We start from the raw sequence: 15,781 nt of genomic DNA, 5'->3' as shown, positions 1-15,781 counted from the left end.
CCGCACTGTCTGCTAGTTCGGATTCGCGTCGTCGCTCGCGCTGCGCAGCGGCGCGCGGCTCTGATCGTTATTCAGATGCACGAACTTTCTCAACAGTCTCAATAGCTCTCGCGCATCCTCGTCTCCCATCCCGTCGAGCAGGCCGTGATTGAGCGCGTTGACGCCGGGGATCAATTCATCGAGCAACTGCTCTCCAGCCGGCGTCAGCAATAGACGACGCTGGCGGCGCGGCAGAACTTCGCGCACGATCCAGCCTTTCGCTTCGAGCCGTACCGCGATATCGGCGGTGGTCGACGTGTCGAGGCCGACTCGCTGCGCGAGCGTGACCTGATCGAGTCCGGGCAATTCCTGCAGCATTCTGAGCACCGCATACTGAACGGGCGTCACCTCGCGTCCGATCAGATCATGAAACATGGACACCGAAATCTGATGCGCGCGTCGGATCAAATGACCGGGCTGGTCGTACAGATCGATGCTGATCGCGGAAGTGCTGGTATCGGTTGAAGTGACCATATTAGTTCTGAAGACCTCGCGCCTTTTCGTTGCGCATGGAAATGGCGAACCGGCGTTCGTGTTACCTGATTGAAAGTTCGTCTAGGGGAAAACCTTCATTTAATCATTAAAGACGCATTGAGTACACTGAATCTCAATGAGTAGGCTGAATGCAATCCATGAATAATCCAGGAAGTGAGACTGACATGTTTCCCAAGAATGCGTGGTACGTCGCATGTATGCCCGATGAAGTCGCGGATAAGCCGCTCGGCCGGCAGATCTGCGGCGAGCCGATGGTTTTCTATCGCAACGCGGAAGGCGCCGTGGTGGCGCTCGAAGACTTCTGTCCGCATCGCGGCGCGCCGCTGTCGCTCGGTTTGGTGCGCGATGGCACACTCGTGTGCGGCTATCACGGCCTCGAAATGGGCTGTCAGGGCAAGGCGACCGGCATGCCGGGGCAACGCGTCAACGGCTTTCCATCGATTCGCAGCTATCCAGCGATCGAGCGCTATGGCTTCGTCTGGGTGTGGCCCGGCGATGCGGCGCAGGCCGATGCCGCCAAGCTGCATCATCTGGAGTGGGCCGAGAGTGCCCAATGGGCGTACGGCGGCGGTCTTTATCACATCCGCTGCGATTACCGGCTAATGATCGACAACCTGATGGATCTGACGCACGAGACCTATGTGCACGCGAACAGCATCGGGCAAAAGGAAATCGACGAAGCCGCGCCCAAAACCGTGGCCGAAGGCGATACCGTGCGCACGAGCCGTTTCATGGAAAACGTCGCGGCGCCGCCGTTCTGGAAGATGGCGTTGCGCGGCAATGGTCTCGCCGACGACGTGCCCGTCGACCGTTGGCAGATCTGCCACTTCACGCCGCCGAGTCACGTGCTGATCGAGGTAGGCGTCGCGCATGCCGGGCATGGCGGCTATCACGCGCCGGCCGACCAGAAAGCGTCGTCGATCGTGGTGGATTTCATCACGCCGGAAACGGAAACGTCGATCTGGTATTTCTGGGGCATGGCGCGCAATTTCCGTCCCGACGATGCGGCGCTGACCGCGAGCATCCGCGAAGGGCAGGGCAAGATCTTCAGTGAAGATCTGGAGATGCTCGAACGTCAGCAGCAGAACCTGTTGCGCTGGCCCGAGCGCAATCTGCTGAAGCTCAATATCGATGCGGGCGGCGTGATGTCGCGTCGCGTGATCGATCGGCTCGTCGCGCAGGAACGCGCGGAGACGGGCGCGCCGCAGGCTGAAGTGAGGCGCGTCATTCCCGTGCGGACGGCGACATGAATCATCCCGTGCTGAATGTGGTGGTGGCGCGCCGGCGCGACGAAGCGCTCGGTATCGCGAGCTTCGAACTCGCGAGCGAAAACGCTCAAGCGTTGCCGGCGTTCGACGCCGGCTCGCACGTCGACGTGCATTTGCCAAACGGGCTCGTGCGTCAGTACTCGTTGTGCAACGATCCGCGCGAAACGCATCGCTATCTGATCGCGGTGCTGCGCGACGAAGGGGGACGCGGCGGATCGAAAGCGGTGCACGATCTGGTCCGCGAAGGCGATCGCCTGCAGATCAGCGCGCCGCGCAATCATTTCGCGCTCGCTGACGATGCGGCTCATCATCTGCTGCTCGCGGGCGGGATCGGCGTCACGCCGATTCTTTGCATGGCCGAGCGGCTTGCCGCCACGGGCGCTTCGTTCGACATGCACTACTGCACGCGCTCGAAGGAACGCACGGCGTTCGTCGAGCATCTTGCACAAGCTGGCTTCGCGAAGTCGGTCCAGCTTCATCACGATGACCATCCGGGCGGCTCGACGTTCGATATCGAGCAGACGCTCAGCGATGCGCCGGCCGGCACCCACCTGTATGTCTGCGGTCCGCGCGGCTTCATGGACTTCGTGCTCGAGACCGCGCGTGCGAAGGGCTGGCCGGAAAACAGGCTGCACTACGAGTTCTTCGGCGCGGCCGCGAATCAGGCGGCGACGGGACGCAGCTTCCAGGTGCGCATCGCGAGCAGCGGCGCGACGATCGACGTGCCGCCCGAATGCACGGTCGTGCAGGCGCTGGCCGCGCATGGCGTCGAAGTGATCACGTCGTGCGAGCAGGGCGTGTGCGGTACCTGTTTGACGCGGGTGCTGTCCGGTGAGCCGGATCATCTGGATTCGTATCTGACCGATGAGGAACGCGCGGCAAACGACCAGTTCCTGCCGTGCTGCTCGCGCGCGAAATCGCCGCTGCTGGTGCTCGATCTGTGAGTTTCTGCGGTACGACGGGCCTGTTGCCCGTCGTACCGCTTATTTATTGCGCTTTTCCCTCAGAATCCGACGAACTTACCGTGCGCACACTCAACGCCGGATCGTGCCCAATCGCTTCTTCGGAGAACGGAATAAACGTCCAGCGTTGGGCCGCGTAATCGCGCGTCCCGTCGGCATAGTGCGGCGACGCCGGGTCATCCGATTCTGACGGTGCGAGCAGCGTGCGCGCGATCACCTGAGCGCCGGCGAACGACACTATCTGCAGATAGGTGTCGCCCATTGGCTTGACGTTCATCGAATAGCCGCTCGCATCGAAGGGATTCGCGGCACACGCCGAGGTGAAATAGCCGCCCGCGTCGCAACCCCCGAATAGCGCAATGCGCTCGTCGTTGCGTTGCACGTAGAGCGCCGCGCTGCGCGGTGCATCGATCGCGATGCCGGCGCGTTGCAGTGCCGCGAGCGCGTCATGCAGCGCGGCGGCGAGCTGCGCCGGATCGGCGGCGATGCCCGCGGGTGTGGTCAACGGCTTCGCGGGATCGAACGGTACCGCGTATAGCTGCGCGGGCGGTATCGTCAGCAGACGTCGCCACAGTTCGTCCCACAAGGTTGCCCCCACTGCGTCGGCCGCGGCCGTATCGTCCCATGCGGCGAGTACCTTGCACGCCGCGCGCTGCGGGTCGGCGTTCGGGCCGGCCGGCAGGGCCGCGAGTGCGTCGCTGCCGCACAGACGGTCGAGCACGGGTTGCTTGAACAGCAACGCCGACATCGAGCGGCTGTCGAGCGCAGCGTGGCCGAGTGTATCGGCGCAAACGCCATGCGGATCGCTCTGCAATTGCGCCGCGATCGTATGGCCCAGTCGCGTGCGCAGCGTCTGCGGCGTCGCGGTCGCACCGATGATCTTCGCATAGCCGGTCATCGGTTCGGCCGGGTTGCTGAGCCAGTAACTGTCGTTGAAATTGCCGACATAGTCGCGCCGAAGCAGCGACGGCATCTGCGCGACCGGCAACGCATGATGCTGTACCGCGCCGGGCTCGTCGCGCCAGTCGCAGTCGCTGCGCGAACCGTCGAGGACCGGCACGCCGGGCATGATCCGCGCCAGTGCCCGGCCGACCGGCGGCGTGCAACGCTGCGTGAGTTCGTCGGGCACGTCCGGGGTCGCGCCGATATCCGCGTACCAGACGCGCGGATCGTCACGGCCGATCGCAAGCGTGTTGACCCATGGCACCGCCGCGTTCTTCTTCTGGATGGCGATGAAATCGTCGAGCGAGGCCGCCTGATTCCATGCGCGGAAGTTTTCGAACACGCGGAAGTTGTCGGTATTGATATCGCGCAGCGCGAACGCCTGCTGCGCATTCCACGCGAGCGCGGGCGACATCGTGCCGAGATTGGCCAGCGGTCCGAAGCGAGAACGATACAGCGTGCGCGACACGGTATGCAGCGAACCGTCGGCGGCGCGTACCTCGACGTTCACGCGCGTCGGCGTCATCGCTTCGCTGTTGCCGTCGACCTGATACCGGGTTGGCGCGCCAGGTTCGAGCGTCAGCTTGAAGAGGCCGAAGCGCTTCGCGGTGGAGACGGTATGGGTCCAGGCGACGTTGTCGTTGAAGCCGATCATGATCAGCGGTACGCCGAGAAACGACACGCCGCTGACGTTCAGCTTGCCAGGAATAGTGAGTTGAGCCTGGTAGAAGCGATCGGGGCCGGTCCAGAACCAGTGCGGATTGCCGAGCAGCAGCGCGTTGCCGGTGTGCGTCGCGTCCGCGCCGAACGCGAGCGCGTTGCTGCCGATGCCCGCATGGCCGCCGAATTCCGCGAGCGGTGGGTCGACGGGGGCCTCGTCGTGCAACGCGCTTTGCGGCGGCACCGGCATCGGCTGGGGCGGTTGCGCGGTCGCGATCGCGTTGATGAAGCGCGCCTCGCCACCGGCCAGATTCGCCGCGATCTGACGCCGGTACAAGTCCGCGTTGCTGATCTTGCCGAGCCACGGCGCCGCGCGGCAGGCCGCATGCGCGCCCGGGAAATCCCCGTGCGCGAGATCGGCGAGGTAGCGGTTATAGCCGGCGACGAAGCCGTCGATCAACGCGCGCATGTCGTCGGTCTGGCTTTTGCGGTAACGCGCGACGGTCGCATCGTCGACGATGAAACGGAAGAAGAAATCCGAATTGAGATTGTTGGGCTGGCCGAACGTCGCGCCGAGCGTGGGCCGCGCGTCGGCGCCGAAGAAGCGCGAGCGTTCGCCGCGATAGGTGACGAAGCTTTCGGCCATCGTGCACAGATTGTCTTGCGCCTGCGCGTAGCCGTATCCATAGCCAAGGCTGCCCCAGTTGTCGGCGTTGATGTGCGGAATGCCGAGCGCGGTGCGGCGGATGTCGGCGCGATACGGGCCGGTGTGCGCGACGTTGTCCGCATCGGGACTCGCGCAGCTTGGCAGAGCGGCGGCGACGGGCAGGGCGATCAGCAGGGCGGCGAGGTGGCGGAGCAGAGAGACGTTCGAACGCATGGCCTTTTGTGGTTGGGCGAACGTTGAGCGGTGACGGGCGTGTCGGTCGGCGTCAAGAAAGATTGTGACTGGACGCCCCGTTTGGGCGTGCTCTGATTTCTTTCGAACGGTCAGTTAGCTATTAATGTCATGTGGCTAGAAAGCAGTGCTCCCGCATTCCGGTCATCAGTAGTTTACGAACGTTGAATCTGGAGCGAGAAGCTATACCGCGTGTCGTCGAACGTCGTGCATTTTTGATCAATGAATGTCTTCAGGAGCAAGGCCCTGCGATCGGTTCCCGCCTGGGTGTTCATCGTAACGACGAGTGTAATTATCGCGCTCGGAGCGGTCCACTATCGTTCCGCGGTCAGGCAAATGACAGAAGCCACATTTCACGATCAGAAATCAGATGACGGGAAATACATCGCGCGGTATGCATATCTGCCCCGTGACCGGATCGCCTTGAGGCTGTACCGAGCAACTACGGCGGAATTGCTCGCCGAGCGAGTTTATCGATATCCGGAGCGAATCCGGCTGTTCTGGACAGAGGACTCTCTGATATACGACACATCGGCGGAAGGCGACGACGGAGAAATTGAGCTACCGCCGTCATGGTGGGACCGTGCCAAGGCAAAACTGCCTTGAAGAATGTTCTCGGTCCACGAGTGCAAGAAGCCTTGCCGAAAGCGCTGGGCGCCGTCAATGGCATGACACGATTTTCAAGGCTGGGCGACCGGACGTGCGAGCGGAGCTAGCCGCGCGAAACCCGCTGGGCGGTGGGCTTCAGGCGCAACTTTTGGTGCTGAGACAGCGATTATTTCCACCGGGAGATGGCTAGTCGTCAAGCTTTCGCTGACCACGCTTCCTGCTCCGCCGGAAAACCAGCACAGCTGCGGCGCACCCTAGCACGATTGCGGCCGACGACATGAGGAAGGCCAGGTCGGATTCTTGATATGCCGTCTTGACCCCATACATACGAACCGCCCATTTCCATATCGGGTTCGAAAAGTTCAAGGGCGTATCCGGATGCCAAATCCACCAGACTGCATTAGCAGAGATTGCGAGCGCGAAAGCTATGCCGACAGCTAGACAGAGCAGGATTGTTTTCATGCCACCGTCACTACGCCGTACGCTTTAAGTTCAGACCCGGGTACTGATACTTTCGGTGTATCGATGAGTATCGAGCGGATACGCTGCCAATCACTTTGCTGGTCGATCGTTATACACCCCTCGCTCCTACCGAATCTCCCCTTTGGATGCAAACGAAACTGGCCGCGAACGATGTTATCGCAAAGGACCGAGTCATCGTCGATATCCCCGTCGATTGCATGGAGCGCAAACCATTCGCTCTTGTTATTGCCGTTCAGGTTGAGCGCATCTTTCCACGGACCGAGCTTGCCGCCCGATCTTCGATCAAAAAGATAGTATCTGCCGACCGGTATGGCGCCGAAGACAGGCGTGCACGTTAGAGCCACCTTATTGATATAACCTTGCTGCCCAGAGTAAGCACAAAACGATAGTGCGCCAATCCGAAATTCGCTCATCGGTTTATTATTCAGTTTGAATGAACATTGAAGCATCAGTCCTCCATATCGACTGGAAAGAGTGAAATAAGAAATAGTTCAGTGATGCCGTGCGGCCATTTTAAAGGCGATTTATTTTGAGAAAACCACTATTAAAAAATTTCCGCGCCAACAGCGACTATTTCCACCGTGAGATGGTTAGTCGTCAAGCTTTCGCTGACCACGCTTCCTGCTCCGCCGGAAAACCAGCACAGCTGCGGCGAACCCTAGCACGATTGCGGCCGACGACATGAGGAAGGCGAGGTCGGATTCTTGATATGCCGTCTTGACCCCATACAGACGAACCGCCAATTTCCATATCGGGTTCGAAAAGTTCAAGGGCGCTTCGGGATTCATCATCCACCACAGCGCATTGGCAAAGATTGCGAGCAGTAAGCCGAAACCGACCGCGAGGCAGATTAGGAGCTTTCTCATCTCACCGTCACTTCACCGTACGCTTTAAGTTCCGAACCGGGAACTGAAACTTTCGGCGTATCGGTTAGTATTGAACGGATATGACGCCAGTCCGCGAGTTGATCGATAGTTATGCAGCCCTCGCTTTTCCCCAATCTTCCCTTTGGATGCAATCGGAATCGGCCGCGAATGATTCCGTCGCATAAGAGTTTGTCGTCATCAATATTGCCGTCGATAGCGTGGAGCGCGAACCATTCGCTCTTGTTATTGCCATTCAGGTTAAGCCGATCTTTCCATGGTCCGAGAATGCCTCCGGATCTTCGGTCGAAGATGTAATATCTGCCGACGGGAATAGCGCCATACTTCGGCGTGCACATTCCAACAGCCTTATTGATATAATTCTCCTGCCCCGAGTATGCGGGAAAGGATAGAGCGCCAATGCGAAATTCGCTCATTGGCCTATTATTCAGTTTGAGTGAGCATTGAAGCATCAGTCCTCCATATCGACTGACAAGTGTGATATAAGAAAAATAGTTCAGTTATGCCGCGCGGCCATTTTAAAGGCAATTTATTTTGAGAAGGCCATTATTGAAAAAATTTCCGCAGCAACAATTCCTGCCTACGCAGCAACTCGTCTACGCGTTCGCATAACCGAGCGAATGCAACCTTCTGCTGACCTATTCAAGTCAGCGCGAACCTCACGCCCGCACTCTCGGCAGACGCGGCCTGATTTTTGCTGATGTGCTCGGACGTCGCCTTCGCAGGGGACGGCGCGTGTCGAGAGGTCATCACTGTCAGCGGGGTTCTCAGTGGCAGCAGCGGAAGCATCCGGAACGTCAGGCCGGCGCGTCACGCGCGGCAGCGTCACGTTGTTACCGGCGCTGGCTATCGGTTTCGCCAACTCCGCACACGCGAACACGGTGGCGCCGCTGAACTATTTCCTGCACGCGGCTGGCCCGGCGGCTCGTCCGACGCTGTACCTCGGCTGGGTTTTCACCGCGATCGTGACGCTGGTCACGCTGATCGTCGCTGGCCTGTTGATCGGCGCGATGGTCCGCAAGCGTCCCGCGGCGCAACCGGATGCGCTGAGCGCCGAGCCCGGCGGCATCCGCTGGGTGTTCATCGGCACCGCGGTGTCGTCGGTCGTGCTGTTGGCGATGCTGGTCTATGCATTGATCACGCTCGAATCTGTGGCGTCGCCCGCGTCGGATCCGCAATTGACGATCACCGTGACCGCTTACGACTGGTGGTGGAAAGCCGATTACCGCGACGATCCGAACCCCGCCCGCAACTTCAGCACGGCGAACGAGATTCATATTCCGGTCGGTGAGCCGGTGAAGATCGAGCTCAAAAGCGCGGACGTCGTGCACGCATTCTGGGTACCGCAACTCGCGGGCAAGACGGAGACGATTCCAGGCCAAACCAACGAGCAGTGGCTGCAGGCGGACCGTCCCGGTATTTATCGTGGGCAGTGCTCGCAGTTCTGCGGCGCGCAGCACGCGCATATGGCGTTCGAAGTGATCGCGCAGGACGCCGCGGCGTTCAACGCGTGGCGCGACGCGCAGGGACGCGCGGCCACCGTGCCCACGGGCGACGCGGCCGTCGCGGCCGGCCAGCATCTGTTCGAGGAGCGCTGCGCGGGTTGCCATACGATTCGCGGCACCAAGGCGACTGGCGTGCAGGCGCCCGATCTGACCCATCTCGGTTCGCGTCGCACGATCGCGGCAGGCGCGCTCAGCAACACGCCCGACCATCTGCTCGACTGGATCGAGCACGCCCAGCGGATCAAACCCGATGCATTGATGCCCAGTATCGCGCTGACCACCAGCGAGGCCGCCGCGTTGTCGGCGTATCTCGCGACGCTGCATTGAAGCGCATCGCACCCGAGGAGCCCGTTCAATGTCCGATCATCCCGCTTCCGCTTCGCTACCCGCGCTGACCCGCACGCCGCGGCGCGGCCGTGTCGAGCCCGGCAGCGAGCAGGAAAAGCGGCTGCGCGAAATCTGGGAGTCGCGGCCCGGCTGGCGCGGCTGGTTCTCGACGGTCGATCACAAGACCATCGGTTTGCGCTACCTGGTGAGCGCGTTCATCTTTCTGCTGATGGGCGGCGTCGAAGCGCTGATCATGCGCGTTCAACTGGCGCGCCCCAACGCAACGGTGCTGACGCCCGAACAGTACAACCAGCTGTTCACGATGCACGGACTGACGATGATCTTTCTGTACGCGCTGCCCGTTCTGTCCGGCTTCTCGAACTATCTATGGCCGCTCGTGCTCGGCGCGCGCGACATGGCCTTTCCGCGCCTGAACGCGCTGTCGTATTGGGTGTTCCTGTTCGCCGGCATCTTCCTGTACGCGAGTTTTCCGACGGGACAGGCCCCCGACGCCGGCTGGTTCAACTACGTGCCGCTGTCCGGCCTGGAGTACAGCAACGGCCCGAATATCGACGTGTACGCGCTCGGCATGGTGCTGCTCGGCATTTCGACGACGGTCGGCGCGATGAACTTCGTCGTCACGCTGTTGAGGATGCGCGCGCCGGGCATGTCGCTCGATCGCGTGCCGGTGCTCGTGTGGGGCACGCTGACCGCGTCGGCCGGCAATCTGTTGGCGGTGCCGTCGGTGAGCCTCGCGTTTCTGATGCTGTGGATGGACCGCCGCATCGGCACGCATTTCTTCGACGTGCTCAATAGCGGGCGGCCGCTGCTCTGGCAGCACCTGTTCTGGATTTTCGCGCACCCGTGGGTCTACGTGGTCGTGTTGCCGGCCATGGGCATCGTGTCGGATGCGTTGCCGGTCTTTTGCCGCCGGCCGCTGGTCGGTTACGGGCCGGTCGCGTTGGCGACGGTCGCGACGATGGTGGTCGGCTTTGCCGTGTGGATTCACCATATGTTCGCGACCGGTATCCCCGCGCTCGCGCTGTCGTTCTTCGGCTCGGCCAGCATGGTCATCGCGGTGCCGAGCGCGGTCGCGACGTTCGCCTGGGTCGCGACGATCTGGACCGGTCGCCCCGTGTATCGCGTGCCGTTCCTGTTTTTCGCGGGCTTCGTGCTGCTGTTCGTGATCGGCGGCGTCTCCGGCGTGATGACGGCCGCGGTGCCCTTCGACTGGCAACTCACCGACACGTACTTCGTCGTCGCGCATCTGCACTACGTGCTGCTTGGCATCAACGTATTTCCGGTGATCGGCGGCATCTACTTCTGGTTTCCAAAATTCACCGGCAGGATGACGAACGAGTGTCTCGGCAAGCTCGCGTTCTGGGTGCTCTTCATCGGCTTCAACGTTGCGTTCTTTCCGATGCATATCGCGGGACTGCTCGGCATGCCGCGCCGCATGTACACGTATCCCGCCGACATGGGCTGGAACACGGTGAATCTCGTCACGTCGCTCGGTTCGTTCCTGTTTGCGGCCGGCGTGCTGCTGTTTCTGATCGATATCGCGGTGAGCCTGAGGCGCGGAAAGGTCGCCGGCAACAATCCGTGGGACGCGCCGACGCTCGAATGGTCGATCAGCTCGCCGCCGCCGCCGTACAACTTCGCGGTGGTGCCGACGCTCGCGAGCCGGCATCCGTTGTGGGAAGGCCGGATCGAAGAGCCGGGCGACGCGGTTCAAACACGCTCGCAACTCGACGAAGGCTATCTGCTCGCGCAAGGTCGCGAAGCGTTGGGCACGACCGCGCTCGAGGCGAGTCCCGACGTGATCCTGAAGATGCCCGAAGATTCGTACGCGCCGTTCTGGCTCGCGGTCTTTGCCGCGCTATTGTTCGCGGGGCTCGCGTTGACCGCCTGGGTGTTCGTGGGGGCGATGCTGGCCGGCTGCGCGGTCTCGATCATCACGTGGCTGTGGCCCGAGCGCGCGCTGATCCAGCGCGAGCCGGTCGCGGTCGAGGATGCGGGAGGCTGACATGAGCGATGCACTGGATCTCAATCGCTCGTCGAGCGAACCGGACGAGACCGCGCGTGCGTTGCCGGTTGGCAGCGCCGGCGAGCGATCGAGCGGCTGGTGGGGCTGCTTCACGCTGATCACGACCGAAGGCGCGCTGTTCGGCTATCTGATCTTCTCGTATCTGTATCTGGCCTCGCAAAGCCAGCAGCATTGGCCGCCGGAAGGATTGCCGAAGCTCGGGCTCGGCAGCGCGAATACGGTCATTCTGCTATCGAGCAGCGTGTTCGTCTGGTTCTGCGAGCGCTGCGTGCGTCGGCGGCGATTGCGGCTCGGTGTCGCGTCGATGGCGGTGGGCATCGTGCTGGGCTGCATCTTCCTGGGCATTCAGTTGCGCGAATGGCACAACCACCCCTATGGGCTGACCTCGCATCTCTATGGTTCGCTGTACTTCACGATTACCGGCTTTCACATGGCGCACGTACTGGTCGGGATCGTCGTGCTGACGCTGCTGGCGATCTGGACCGCGCTCGGCTATTTCGACGACAAACGCTGCGCGGCGCTGTCGGTCGGTGGGCTGTATTGGCACTTCGTCGATGTCGTCTGGCTGTTCATTTTCAGCACGCTGTATCTGACGCCGTATCTGTTCCGGGAGTGGTCATGACGACAGCGCCCAGAGACTCGCACATCTCGATGCCCTACGTGCTGATCGGTCTGCTCGCGGCGCCGTTCGCGTGGCTGTTGCAGATGATGCTCGCGGAAGCGCTCGCGGCGCAGGCCTGCTATCCGTACAACCATCCGCTCGGCGCGCCGCTCGTGTCGTGGATGCGTCCGGCGCTCGTCGCGCTCGGCACCGTGTGTCTGATCGCGGGCGCGTTCGGCACGTGGGTCGCGTGGCGCAATTTGCGCCGCGTCGCGCCACTGAAGTTCGGTGCGCTGAACGGCGAGCGCCGCACGCGTGCCGAACTCGACTGGTTTCTGACGCACGTCGCGGTGATGTGCAGCACGCTGTTTCTGTTCGCATTGATCGCAACGGATGCCGCGGTCGCGATCGTATCGCCGTGCAGGTGGTGGTGATGAAGCGCGACGTTCTCAACGCGCTCAGGTTCGCCATCGCGGCCGCATGCCCGCTGACGATAGCAGCGACCGCAAACGCCGCCAGCGCCTCCACCGACGCCGCGCAGGTCGCGCGCGGCGCATATCTCGCCAAAGCCGCCGATTGCGCCGGTTGCCACACCGCCGCGCCGCGCGTCCCGCATCCGGGCGCGGCGCCTGAGGCCACACCGCCGTTTGCCGGCGGCCTCGGCATGGGTTCGCCGTTCGGCACGATCTATACGTCGAACATCACGCCGGATCCGCAATACGGCATCGGCCGCTATAGCTATGACGACTTCGCACGCGCGTTGCGCGAGGGCATCGCGCCCGGGGGCAAGCGGCTTTATCCGGCGATGCCGTACCCGTCGTTCGCGAAGATCACCGATGACGACATGCATGCTCTCTACGCATACTTCATGCACGGCGTGCAACCGGTCGCGGCGCCTGCCCCGCAAACGCGCTTGCCGTTTCCATTCAATCAGCGCTGGGTATTGATGTTCTGGGACTGGGCATTCGCGCCGAAAGGCCAGTTCAAAGCCGATGCGAAACGCGATGCGCAATGGAATCGCGGCGCGTACCTGGTGCAATCGCTCGGCCATTGCGGCGCCTGCCACACGCCGCGCGGACCGGCGTACGAAGAGCGCGGCTATGACGAGTCGGCATCGGCCTATCTGACGGGAGGCACCAACGATCACTGGTTCGCGCCGAACCTGAGCGCCGACCCGGGCTCGGGGCTCGGCCGCAGTTCCGCGACCGACATCGTCGAGTTCCTTCGAAACGGCCACGGCGGCGGACTCATCCCGTTCGGCAGCATGGTGCAGGTCGTCGAAGACAGCACGCAGTACCTGAACGACGACGATCTCGCGGCGATCGCCGCGTATTTGAAGAGCCTGCCGCCGCGCGCGCCAAGCGGCTATTTCAACGCCCGCTCCGCCGCCGCGCAGCAAACCGTACGGGCGCTGAAAACCGGGGATGTGGAAAGACCCGGCGCGGGCATTTACGCATCGTATTGCGCGCGCTGTCATCAGATGGACGGGGCGGGGGTGCCGAACAAGTATCCGCGCCTCGCGGGCAACCCCGCGGTGTTGTCGGCGTCGAGCGCGTCATTGGTGCGCTTGCTGGTCGAAGGCGGGGGCAGTCCGCATACCGAGTCGGGACCGGAGCCGCGCAAGATGCCGTCTTTCGCCGGCAAGCTGACGGACACCGAAATGGCCCGCGTGCTCACGTTTGTTCGGACCACATGGGGAAATACGGCCGGACCGGTCACGCGAAACGATGTGTCGAGCGTGCGCGGCGCATTGCGCAAGTAAATGCCAACGCGCCTCGTCATGCGGTGTTCTCGTTGCCGTCGCAGTGGCCATTGGCGGCGCTGAACAGCGTCTTCAGCTTCGCATTGACCGCGATCAACTCCCGTACTGGCGCCGCCGCGAGTTGCTGATCGAAGAGCGTGAGAACCTGACCGAGTAGCGCGTAGGCGTCGTGATCGACCACGCAGAGGCCCGTTTCGAGTCCTGCCTGCCGGCAGCGCAGAATCGCGCCCTCCGCGTCGCGAAACAGCTCGGGTACGGCCGAACCATAGCCGCGCTGATTCAGCAGCATCGCCATGTAAATGGCCTGCGCCATGCTGCCGACGTGATACTGATTGGCGACGCCGCTGCGTAATGCCTCGAGCGTCATGTGATAGTCGAGCGAAATTTCGCCTGCTTTGGCAGGTACGATCGGGCGCAGCATAGCCTTCGGGTGCGTGCGCGGCGACTTCGCGGGTGCAGCGCGAGTAGGGCTCGCTTTTCTGGTCATAAGCTCACTGAGGCGGCCGGCTCGCGCCGGCCGCTACACCATCACGGAACCTGACAACGTCCATAACGGAAAACGGCTGCGCCGCGCGCGACGCGGCGCCGTTCCCGTTAGCCCATATGCAGACCGCCGTTCAGCGAGAAATCCGCCCCGGTCGCAAAGCCCGCTTGATCCGACGCGATCCACGCGACGATCGACGCAATCTCTTCCGGCGTGCCGAGACGCCGTACCGGAATTGTCGCGACGATTTTTTCCAGTACTTCCGGACGGATGGCCTTGACCATGTCGGTGCCGATGTAGCCCGGCGACACGGTGTTGACCGTCACGCCCTTGGTCGCCACTTCCTGCGCGAGTGACATCGTAAAGCCATGAATGCCGGCCTTGGCCGTGGAGTAGTTGGTTTGCCCGAACTGGCCTTTCTGGCCGTTGACCGACGAGATGTTGATGATGCGCCCAAAGCCTCGGCCGACCATGCCCTCGATGACCTGTTTGGTCACGTTGAACAGGCTCGTGAGATTGGTGTCGATCACCGCTTCCCAGTCTTCGAACGTCATCTTGCGGAACATGCCGTCGCGCGTGATGCCCGCGTTGTTGACGAGCACGTCGACTTCACCAACTTCTTTCCTGACCTTCTCGAACGCTTTCGCGGTGGACTCCCAATCCGCGACGTTGCCTTCCGATGCGACGAAGTTATAGCCGAGCGCTTTCTGATCTTCCAGCCATCGGGCTTTGCGCGCCGAGTTCGGGCCGCAGCCCGCGATGACGGTGTAGTTCTCTTTGTGCAAGCGCTGGCAAATGGCGGTTCCGATACCGCCCATGCCGCCGGTTACGTATGCAACACGGTTTGCCATAAGTCCTCCTTCTTGTTTGGGGTGAATTGAGCAAGTTTGATTGGAGGATGGACCTATTATTGGCAGCGGCCAATGGCTGGGACGATGGGCATTTTCACCTACGGGTTAACTGCCAAATCACGGGGTGGAATCGTTGCTTGACGGGGCAATGAATTACGTCGATTGCGGGTTGCATGCTTTGCGAACTCCGGGGTCGCTCGAGACTGCCGGCCGCCCTCCCGTCCTTGCCTGCGCGCCGTCTTCCTCTTACCCTTAGCGTTAGCCTTAAGTACCTGCCCCGGACACCGTGCGGCACACTGCCTGCACGGTCGTCGATGCGAGGCGCGAAGCCGTCCCTCGCTCCCGCTCTATTCGTGTGATCATCAGAGGCACATCAGGATGGCTGATTATCTTGCTGACATCGATCCCGACAGGTTGAACTTCCTTGGGATCTTCGGGCTGTTGATTGGCGGCCTCGCGCTGTTTCTTCTCGGTCTGGAGTTCTTGACCGGCGGCCTGAAGGCGATCGCGGGATCGAAACTGCAGTCGCTGATCGGCGTGCTGACCGCAAGCCGGTTTCGCGGCGTGGTGGCGGGCGCCGTCGTGACCGCGCTGCTGAATTCGTCGACCATCACGACGGTGCTGATGGTCGGTTTCGTGTCCGCCGGCCTGATGACGTTGACCCAGGCGGTGCCGATGATCATGGGCGCGAACATCGGCTCGACCATCACCGCGCAGATCATCGCCTTCGACGTTTCGCGTCTGACGCCGTACATGCTGTCGATCGGCTTCGTGCTGCACGCGTTTGCCCCGCGCGAGCTGCTGCGGCAGATCGGACGCGTCGTAATGGGGCTAGGACGAATGGCACTTACTTAAGCCCGTGGAGCGTGCCCATATTTTTGGACGCGCTCACGTGCGATGTGACGAGGCTCTTTCAGCCATGGGTAGGACTTCGGTCTTCGTTTGCGCATTCGTGGTTCGATGC

Annotated in this window: 15 protein-coding genes and 1 pseudogene; 9 read left to right on the top strand and 7 right to left on the bottom strand. The window is 62.1% G+C overall.

Going from position 1 to position 15,781, the window contains the following annotated elements:
- Positions 1-12 precede the first annotated feature (12 nt).
- A complete protein-coding gene (locus F6X37_RS11990; RefSeq protein ID WP_090809135.1) occupies positions 13-513 on the bottom strand; it encodes a MarR family winged helix-turn-helix transcriptional regulator in 501 nt (166 codons plus the stop codon).
- Positions 514-698: 185 nt separating this feature from the next.
- Between F6X37_RS11990 and F6X37_RS11985 the strand changes: the two genes are divergently transcribed.
- Together F6X37_RS11985 and F6X37_RS11980 are read left to right on the top strand one after the other, a co-directional pair.
- Complete coding sequence (locus F6X37_RS11985) at positions 699-1,784, top strand: aromatic ring-hydroxylating oxygenase subunit alpha (protein WP_187611444.1); 1,086 nt, start codon at positions 699-701, stop codon at positions 1,782-1,784.
- Entirely contained in the window at positions 1,781-2,746 is a 966-nt protein-coding gene (locus tag F6X37_RS11980) for a PDR/VanB family oxidoreductase (RefSeq protein ID WP_187611443.1), read from the top strand. Before F6X37_RS11985 ends, F6X37_RS11980 begins: the two co-directional genes overlap by 4 nt.
- Positions 2,747-2,789: 43 nt before the next feature.
- On the opposite strand, the gene F6X37_RS11975 is transcribed toward F6X37_RS11980, so the two are convergent.
- Positions 2,790-5,246 carry a penicillin acylase family protein gene (locus F6X37_RS11975; protein ID WP_187611442.1) on the bottom strand — a complete coding sequence of 819 codons (2,457 nt, stop codon included), beginning with the start codon at positions 5,244-5,246 and terminating at the stop codon, positions 2,790-2,792.
- A gap of 354 nt (positions 5,247-5,600) precedes the next feature.
- Here F6X37_RS11975 and F6X37_RS11970 point away from each other — a divergent pair, with 354 nt between their 5' ends.
- Entirely contained in the window at positions 5,601-5,870 is a 270-nt protein-coding gene (locus tag F6X37_RS11970) for a hypothetical protein (protein ID WP_187611441.1), read from the top strand.
- A gap of 461 nt (positions 5,871-6,331) precedes the next feature.
- Here the strand turns inward: F6X37_RS11970 and F6X37_RS11965 are convergent, their stop codons facing one another.
- The 3 genes from F6X37_RS11965 to F6X37_RS11955 all read right to left on the bottom strand — a co-directional run bounded on the left by F6X37_RS11965 (position 6,332) and on the right by F6X37_RS11955 (position 7,656).
- A complete protein-coding gene (locus tag F6X37_RS11965) occupies positions 6,332-6,805 on the bottom strand; it encodes a DUF2778 domain-containing protein (protein WP_187611440.1) in 474 nt (157 codons plus the stop codon).
- A 141-nt stretch (positions 6,806-6,946) separates the two neighbouring features.
- Positions 6,947-7,222: a hypothetical protein gene (locus F6X37_RS11960; RefSeq protein ID WP_090809143.1), complete on the bottom strand. Its 276-nt coding sequence runs from the start codon at positions 7,220-7,222 to the stop codon at positions 6,947-6,949.
- Positions 7,219-7,656, bottom strand: a complete 438-nt coding sequence (locus tag F6X37_RS11955) for a DUF2778 domain-containing protein (protein ID WP_262419869.1) — start codon at positions 7,654-7,656, stop codon at positions 7,219-7,221. Before F6X37_RS11955 ends, F6X37_RS11960 begins: the two co-directional genes overlap by 4 nt.
- A 354-nt stretch (positions 7,657-8,010) precedes the next feature.
- Here F6X37_RS11955 and coxB point away from each other — a divergent pair, with 354 nt between their 5' ends.
- From coxB to F6X37_RS11930, 5 genes are read left to right on the top strand one after another with little or no spacing between them, the layout of a single operon-like run.
- On the top strand, positions 8,011-9,072 hold the full coding sequence (gene coxB / locus F6X37_RS11950; RefSeq protein ID WP_410451246.1) for a cytochrome c oxidase subunit II: 1,062 nt from the start codon (positions 8,011-8,013) through the stop codon (positions 9,070-9,072).
- Positions 9,073-9,100: 28 nt separating this feature from the next.
- Positions 9,101-11,098: a cytochrome c oxidase subunit I gene (gene ctaD / locus F6X37_RS11945; RefSeq protein WP_187611438.1), complete on the top strand. Its 1,998-nt coding sequence runs from the start codon at positions 9,101-9,103 to the stop codon at positions 11,096-11,098.
- A gap of 1 nt (position 11,099) precedes the next feature.
- Complete coding sequence (locus F6X37_RS11940; protein ID WP_090810416.1) at positions 11,100-11,741, top strand: heme-copper oxidase subunit III; 642 nt, start codon at positions 11,100-11,102, stop codon at positions 11,739-11,741.
- Positions 11,738-12,154, top strand: coding sequence for a hypothetical protein (locus F6X37_RS11935; RefSeq protein ID WP_184064815.1), 417 nt, complete (start codon positions 11,738-11,740; stop codon positions 12,152-12,154). The genes F6X37_RS11940 and F6X37_RS11935 overlap by 4 nt, the downstream gene beginning before the upstream one ends.
- Positions 12,154-13,482, top strand: a complete 1,329-nt coding sequence (locus F6X37_RS11930) for a c-type cytochrome (protein ID WP_187611437.1) — start codon at positions 12,154-12,156, stop codon at positions 13,480-13,482. The genes F6X37_RS11935 and F6X37_RS11930 overlap by 1 nt, the downstream gene beginning before the upstream one ends.
- Positions 13,483-13,498: 16 nt before the next feature.
- Here F6X37_RS11930 and F6X37_RS11925 read toward each other — a convergent pair whose 3' ends face one another.
- Positions 13,499-13,903 carry a Fis family transcriptional regulator gene (locus tag F6X37_RS11925; RefSeq protein ID WP_184067430.1) on the bottom strand — a complete coding sequence of 135 codons (405 nt, stop codon included), beginning with the start codon at positions 13,901-13,903 and terminating at the stop codon, positions 13,499-13,501.
- A 173-nt stretch (positions 13,904-14,076) separates the two neighbouring features.
- Positions 14,077-14,817, bottom strand: a complete 741-nt coding sequence (locus F6X37_RS11920; RefSeq protein ID WP_090809155.1) for a 3-ketoacyl-ACP reductase — start codon at positions 14,815-14,817, stop codon at positions 14,077-14,079.
- 378 nt (positions 14,818-15,195) lie between these two features.
- Between F6X37_RS11920 and F6X37_RS11915 the strand changes: the two are divergent.
- Positions 15,196-15,654: pseudogene (locus F6X37_RS11915) on the top strand (Na/Pi symporter); the annotation flags it as partial.
- Between the last annotated feature and the right edge of the window lie 127 nt (positions 15,655-15,781).

This window comes from Paraburkholderia sp. 31.1 (assembly GCF_014397645.1).
Lineage (GTDB): Bacteria > Pseudomonadota > Gammaproteobacteria > Burkholderiales > Burkholderiaceae > Paraburkholderia > Paraburkholderia tuberum.
This window is presented reverse-complemented; position numbering and strand designations above follow the sequence as displayed.

What these genes read in the sequence shown, in the direction of transcription:
- F6X37_RS11990 (WP_090809135.1), bottom strand. Translation starts at nt 513, where the DNA reads ATGGTCACTTCAACCGATACCAGCACTTCCGCGATCAGCATCGATCTG.
- F6X37_RS11985 (WP_187611444.1), top strand. Translation starts at nt 699, where the DNA reads ATGTTTCCCAAGAATGCGTGGTACGTCGCATGTATGCCCGATGAAGTC.
- F6X37_RS11980 (WP_187611443.1), top strand. Translation starts at nt 1,781, where the DNA reads ATGAATCATCCCGTGCTGAATGTGGTGGTGGCGCGCCGGCGCGACGAA.
- F6X37_RS11975 (WP_187611442.1), bottom strand. Translation starts at nt 5,246, where the DNA reads ATGCGTTCGAACGTCTCTCTGCTCCGCCACCTCGCCGCCCTGCTGATC.
- F6X37_RS11970 (WP_187611441.1), top strand. Translation starts at nt 5,601, where the DNA reads ATGACAGAAGCCACATTTCACGATCAGAAATCAGATGACGGGAAATAC.
- F6X37_RS11965 (WP_187611440.1), bottom strand. Translation starts at nt 6,805, where the DNA reads ATGCTTCAATGTTCATTCAAACTGAATAATAAACCGATGAGCGAATTT.
- F6X37_RS11960 (WP_090809143.1), bottom strand. Translation starts at nt 7,222, where the DNA reads ATGAGAAAGCTCCTAATCTGCCTCGCGGTCGGTTTCGGCTTACTGCTC.
- F6X37_RS11955 (WP_262419869.1), bottom strand. Translation starts at nt 7,656, where the DNA reads ATGAGCGAATTTCGCATTGGCGCTCTATCCTTTCCCGCATACTCGGGG.
- ctaD (WP_187611438.1), top strand. Translation starts at nt 9,101, where the DNA reads ATGTCCGATCATCCCGCTTCCGCTTCGCTACCCGCGCTGACCCGCACG.
- F6X37_RS11940 (WP_090810416.1), top strand. Translation starts at nt 11,100, where the DNA reads ATGAGCGATGCACTGGATCTCAATCGCTCGTCGAGCGAACCGGACGAG.
- F6X37_RS11935 (WP_184064815.1), top strand. Translation starts at nt 11,738, where the DNA reads ATGACGACAGCGCCCAGAGACTCGCACATCTCGATGCCCTACGTGCTG.
- F6X37_RS11930 (WP_187611437.1), top strand. Translation starts at nt 12,154, where the DNA reads ATGAAGCGCGACGTTCTCAACGCGCTCAGGTTCGCCATCGCGGCCGCA.
- F6X37_RS11925 (WP_184067430.1), bottom strand. Translation starts at nt 13,903, where the DNA reads ATGCTGCGCCCGATCGTACCTGCCAAAGCAGGCGAAATTTCGCTCGAC.
- F6X37_RS11920 (WP_090809155.1), bottom strand. Translation starts at nt 14,817, where the DNA reads ATGGCAAACCGTGTTGCATACGTAACCGGCGGCATGGGCGGTATCGGA.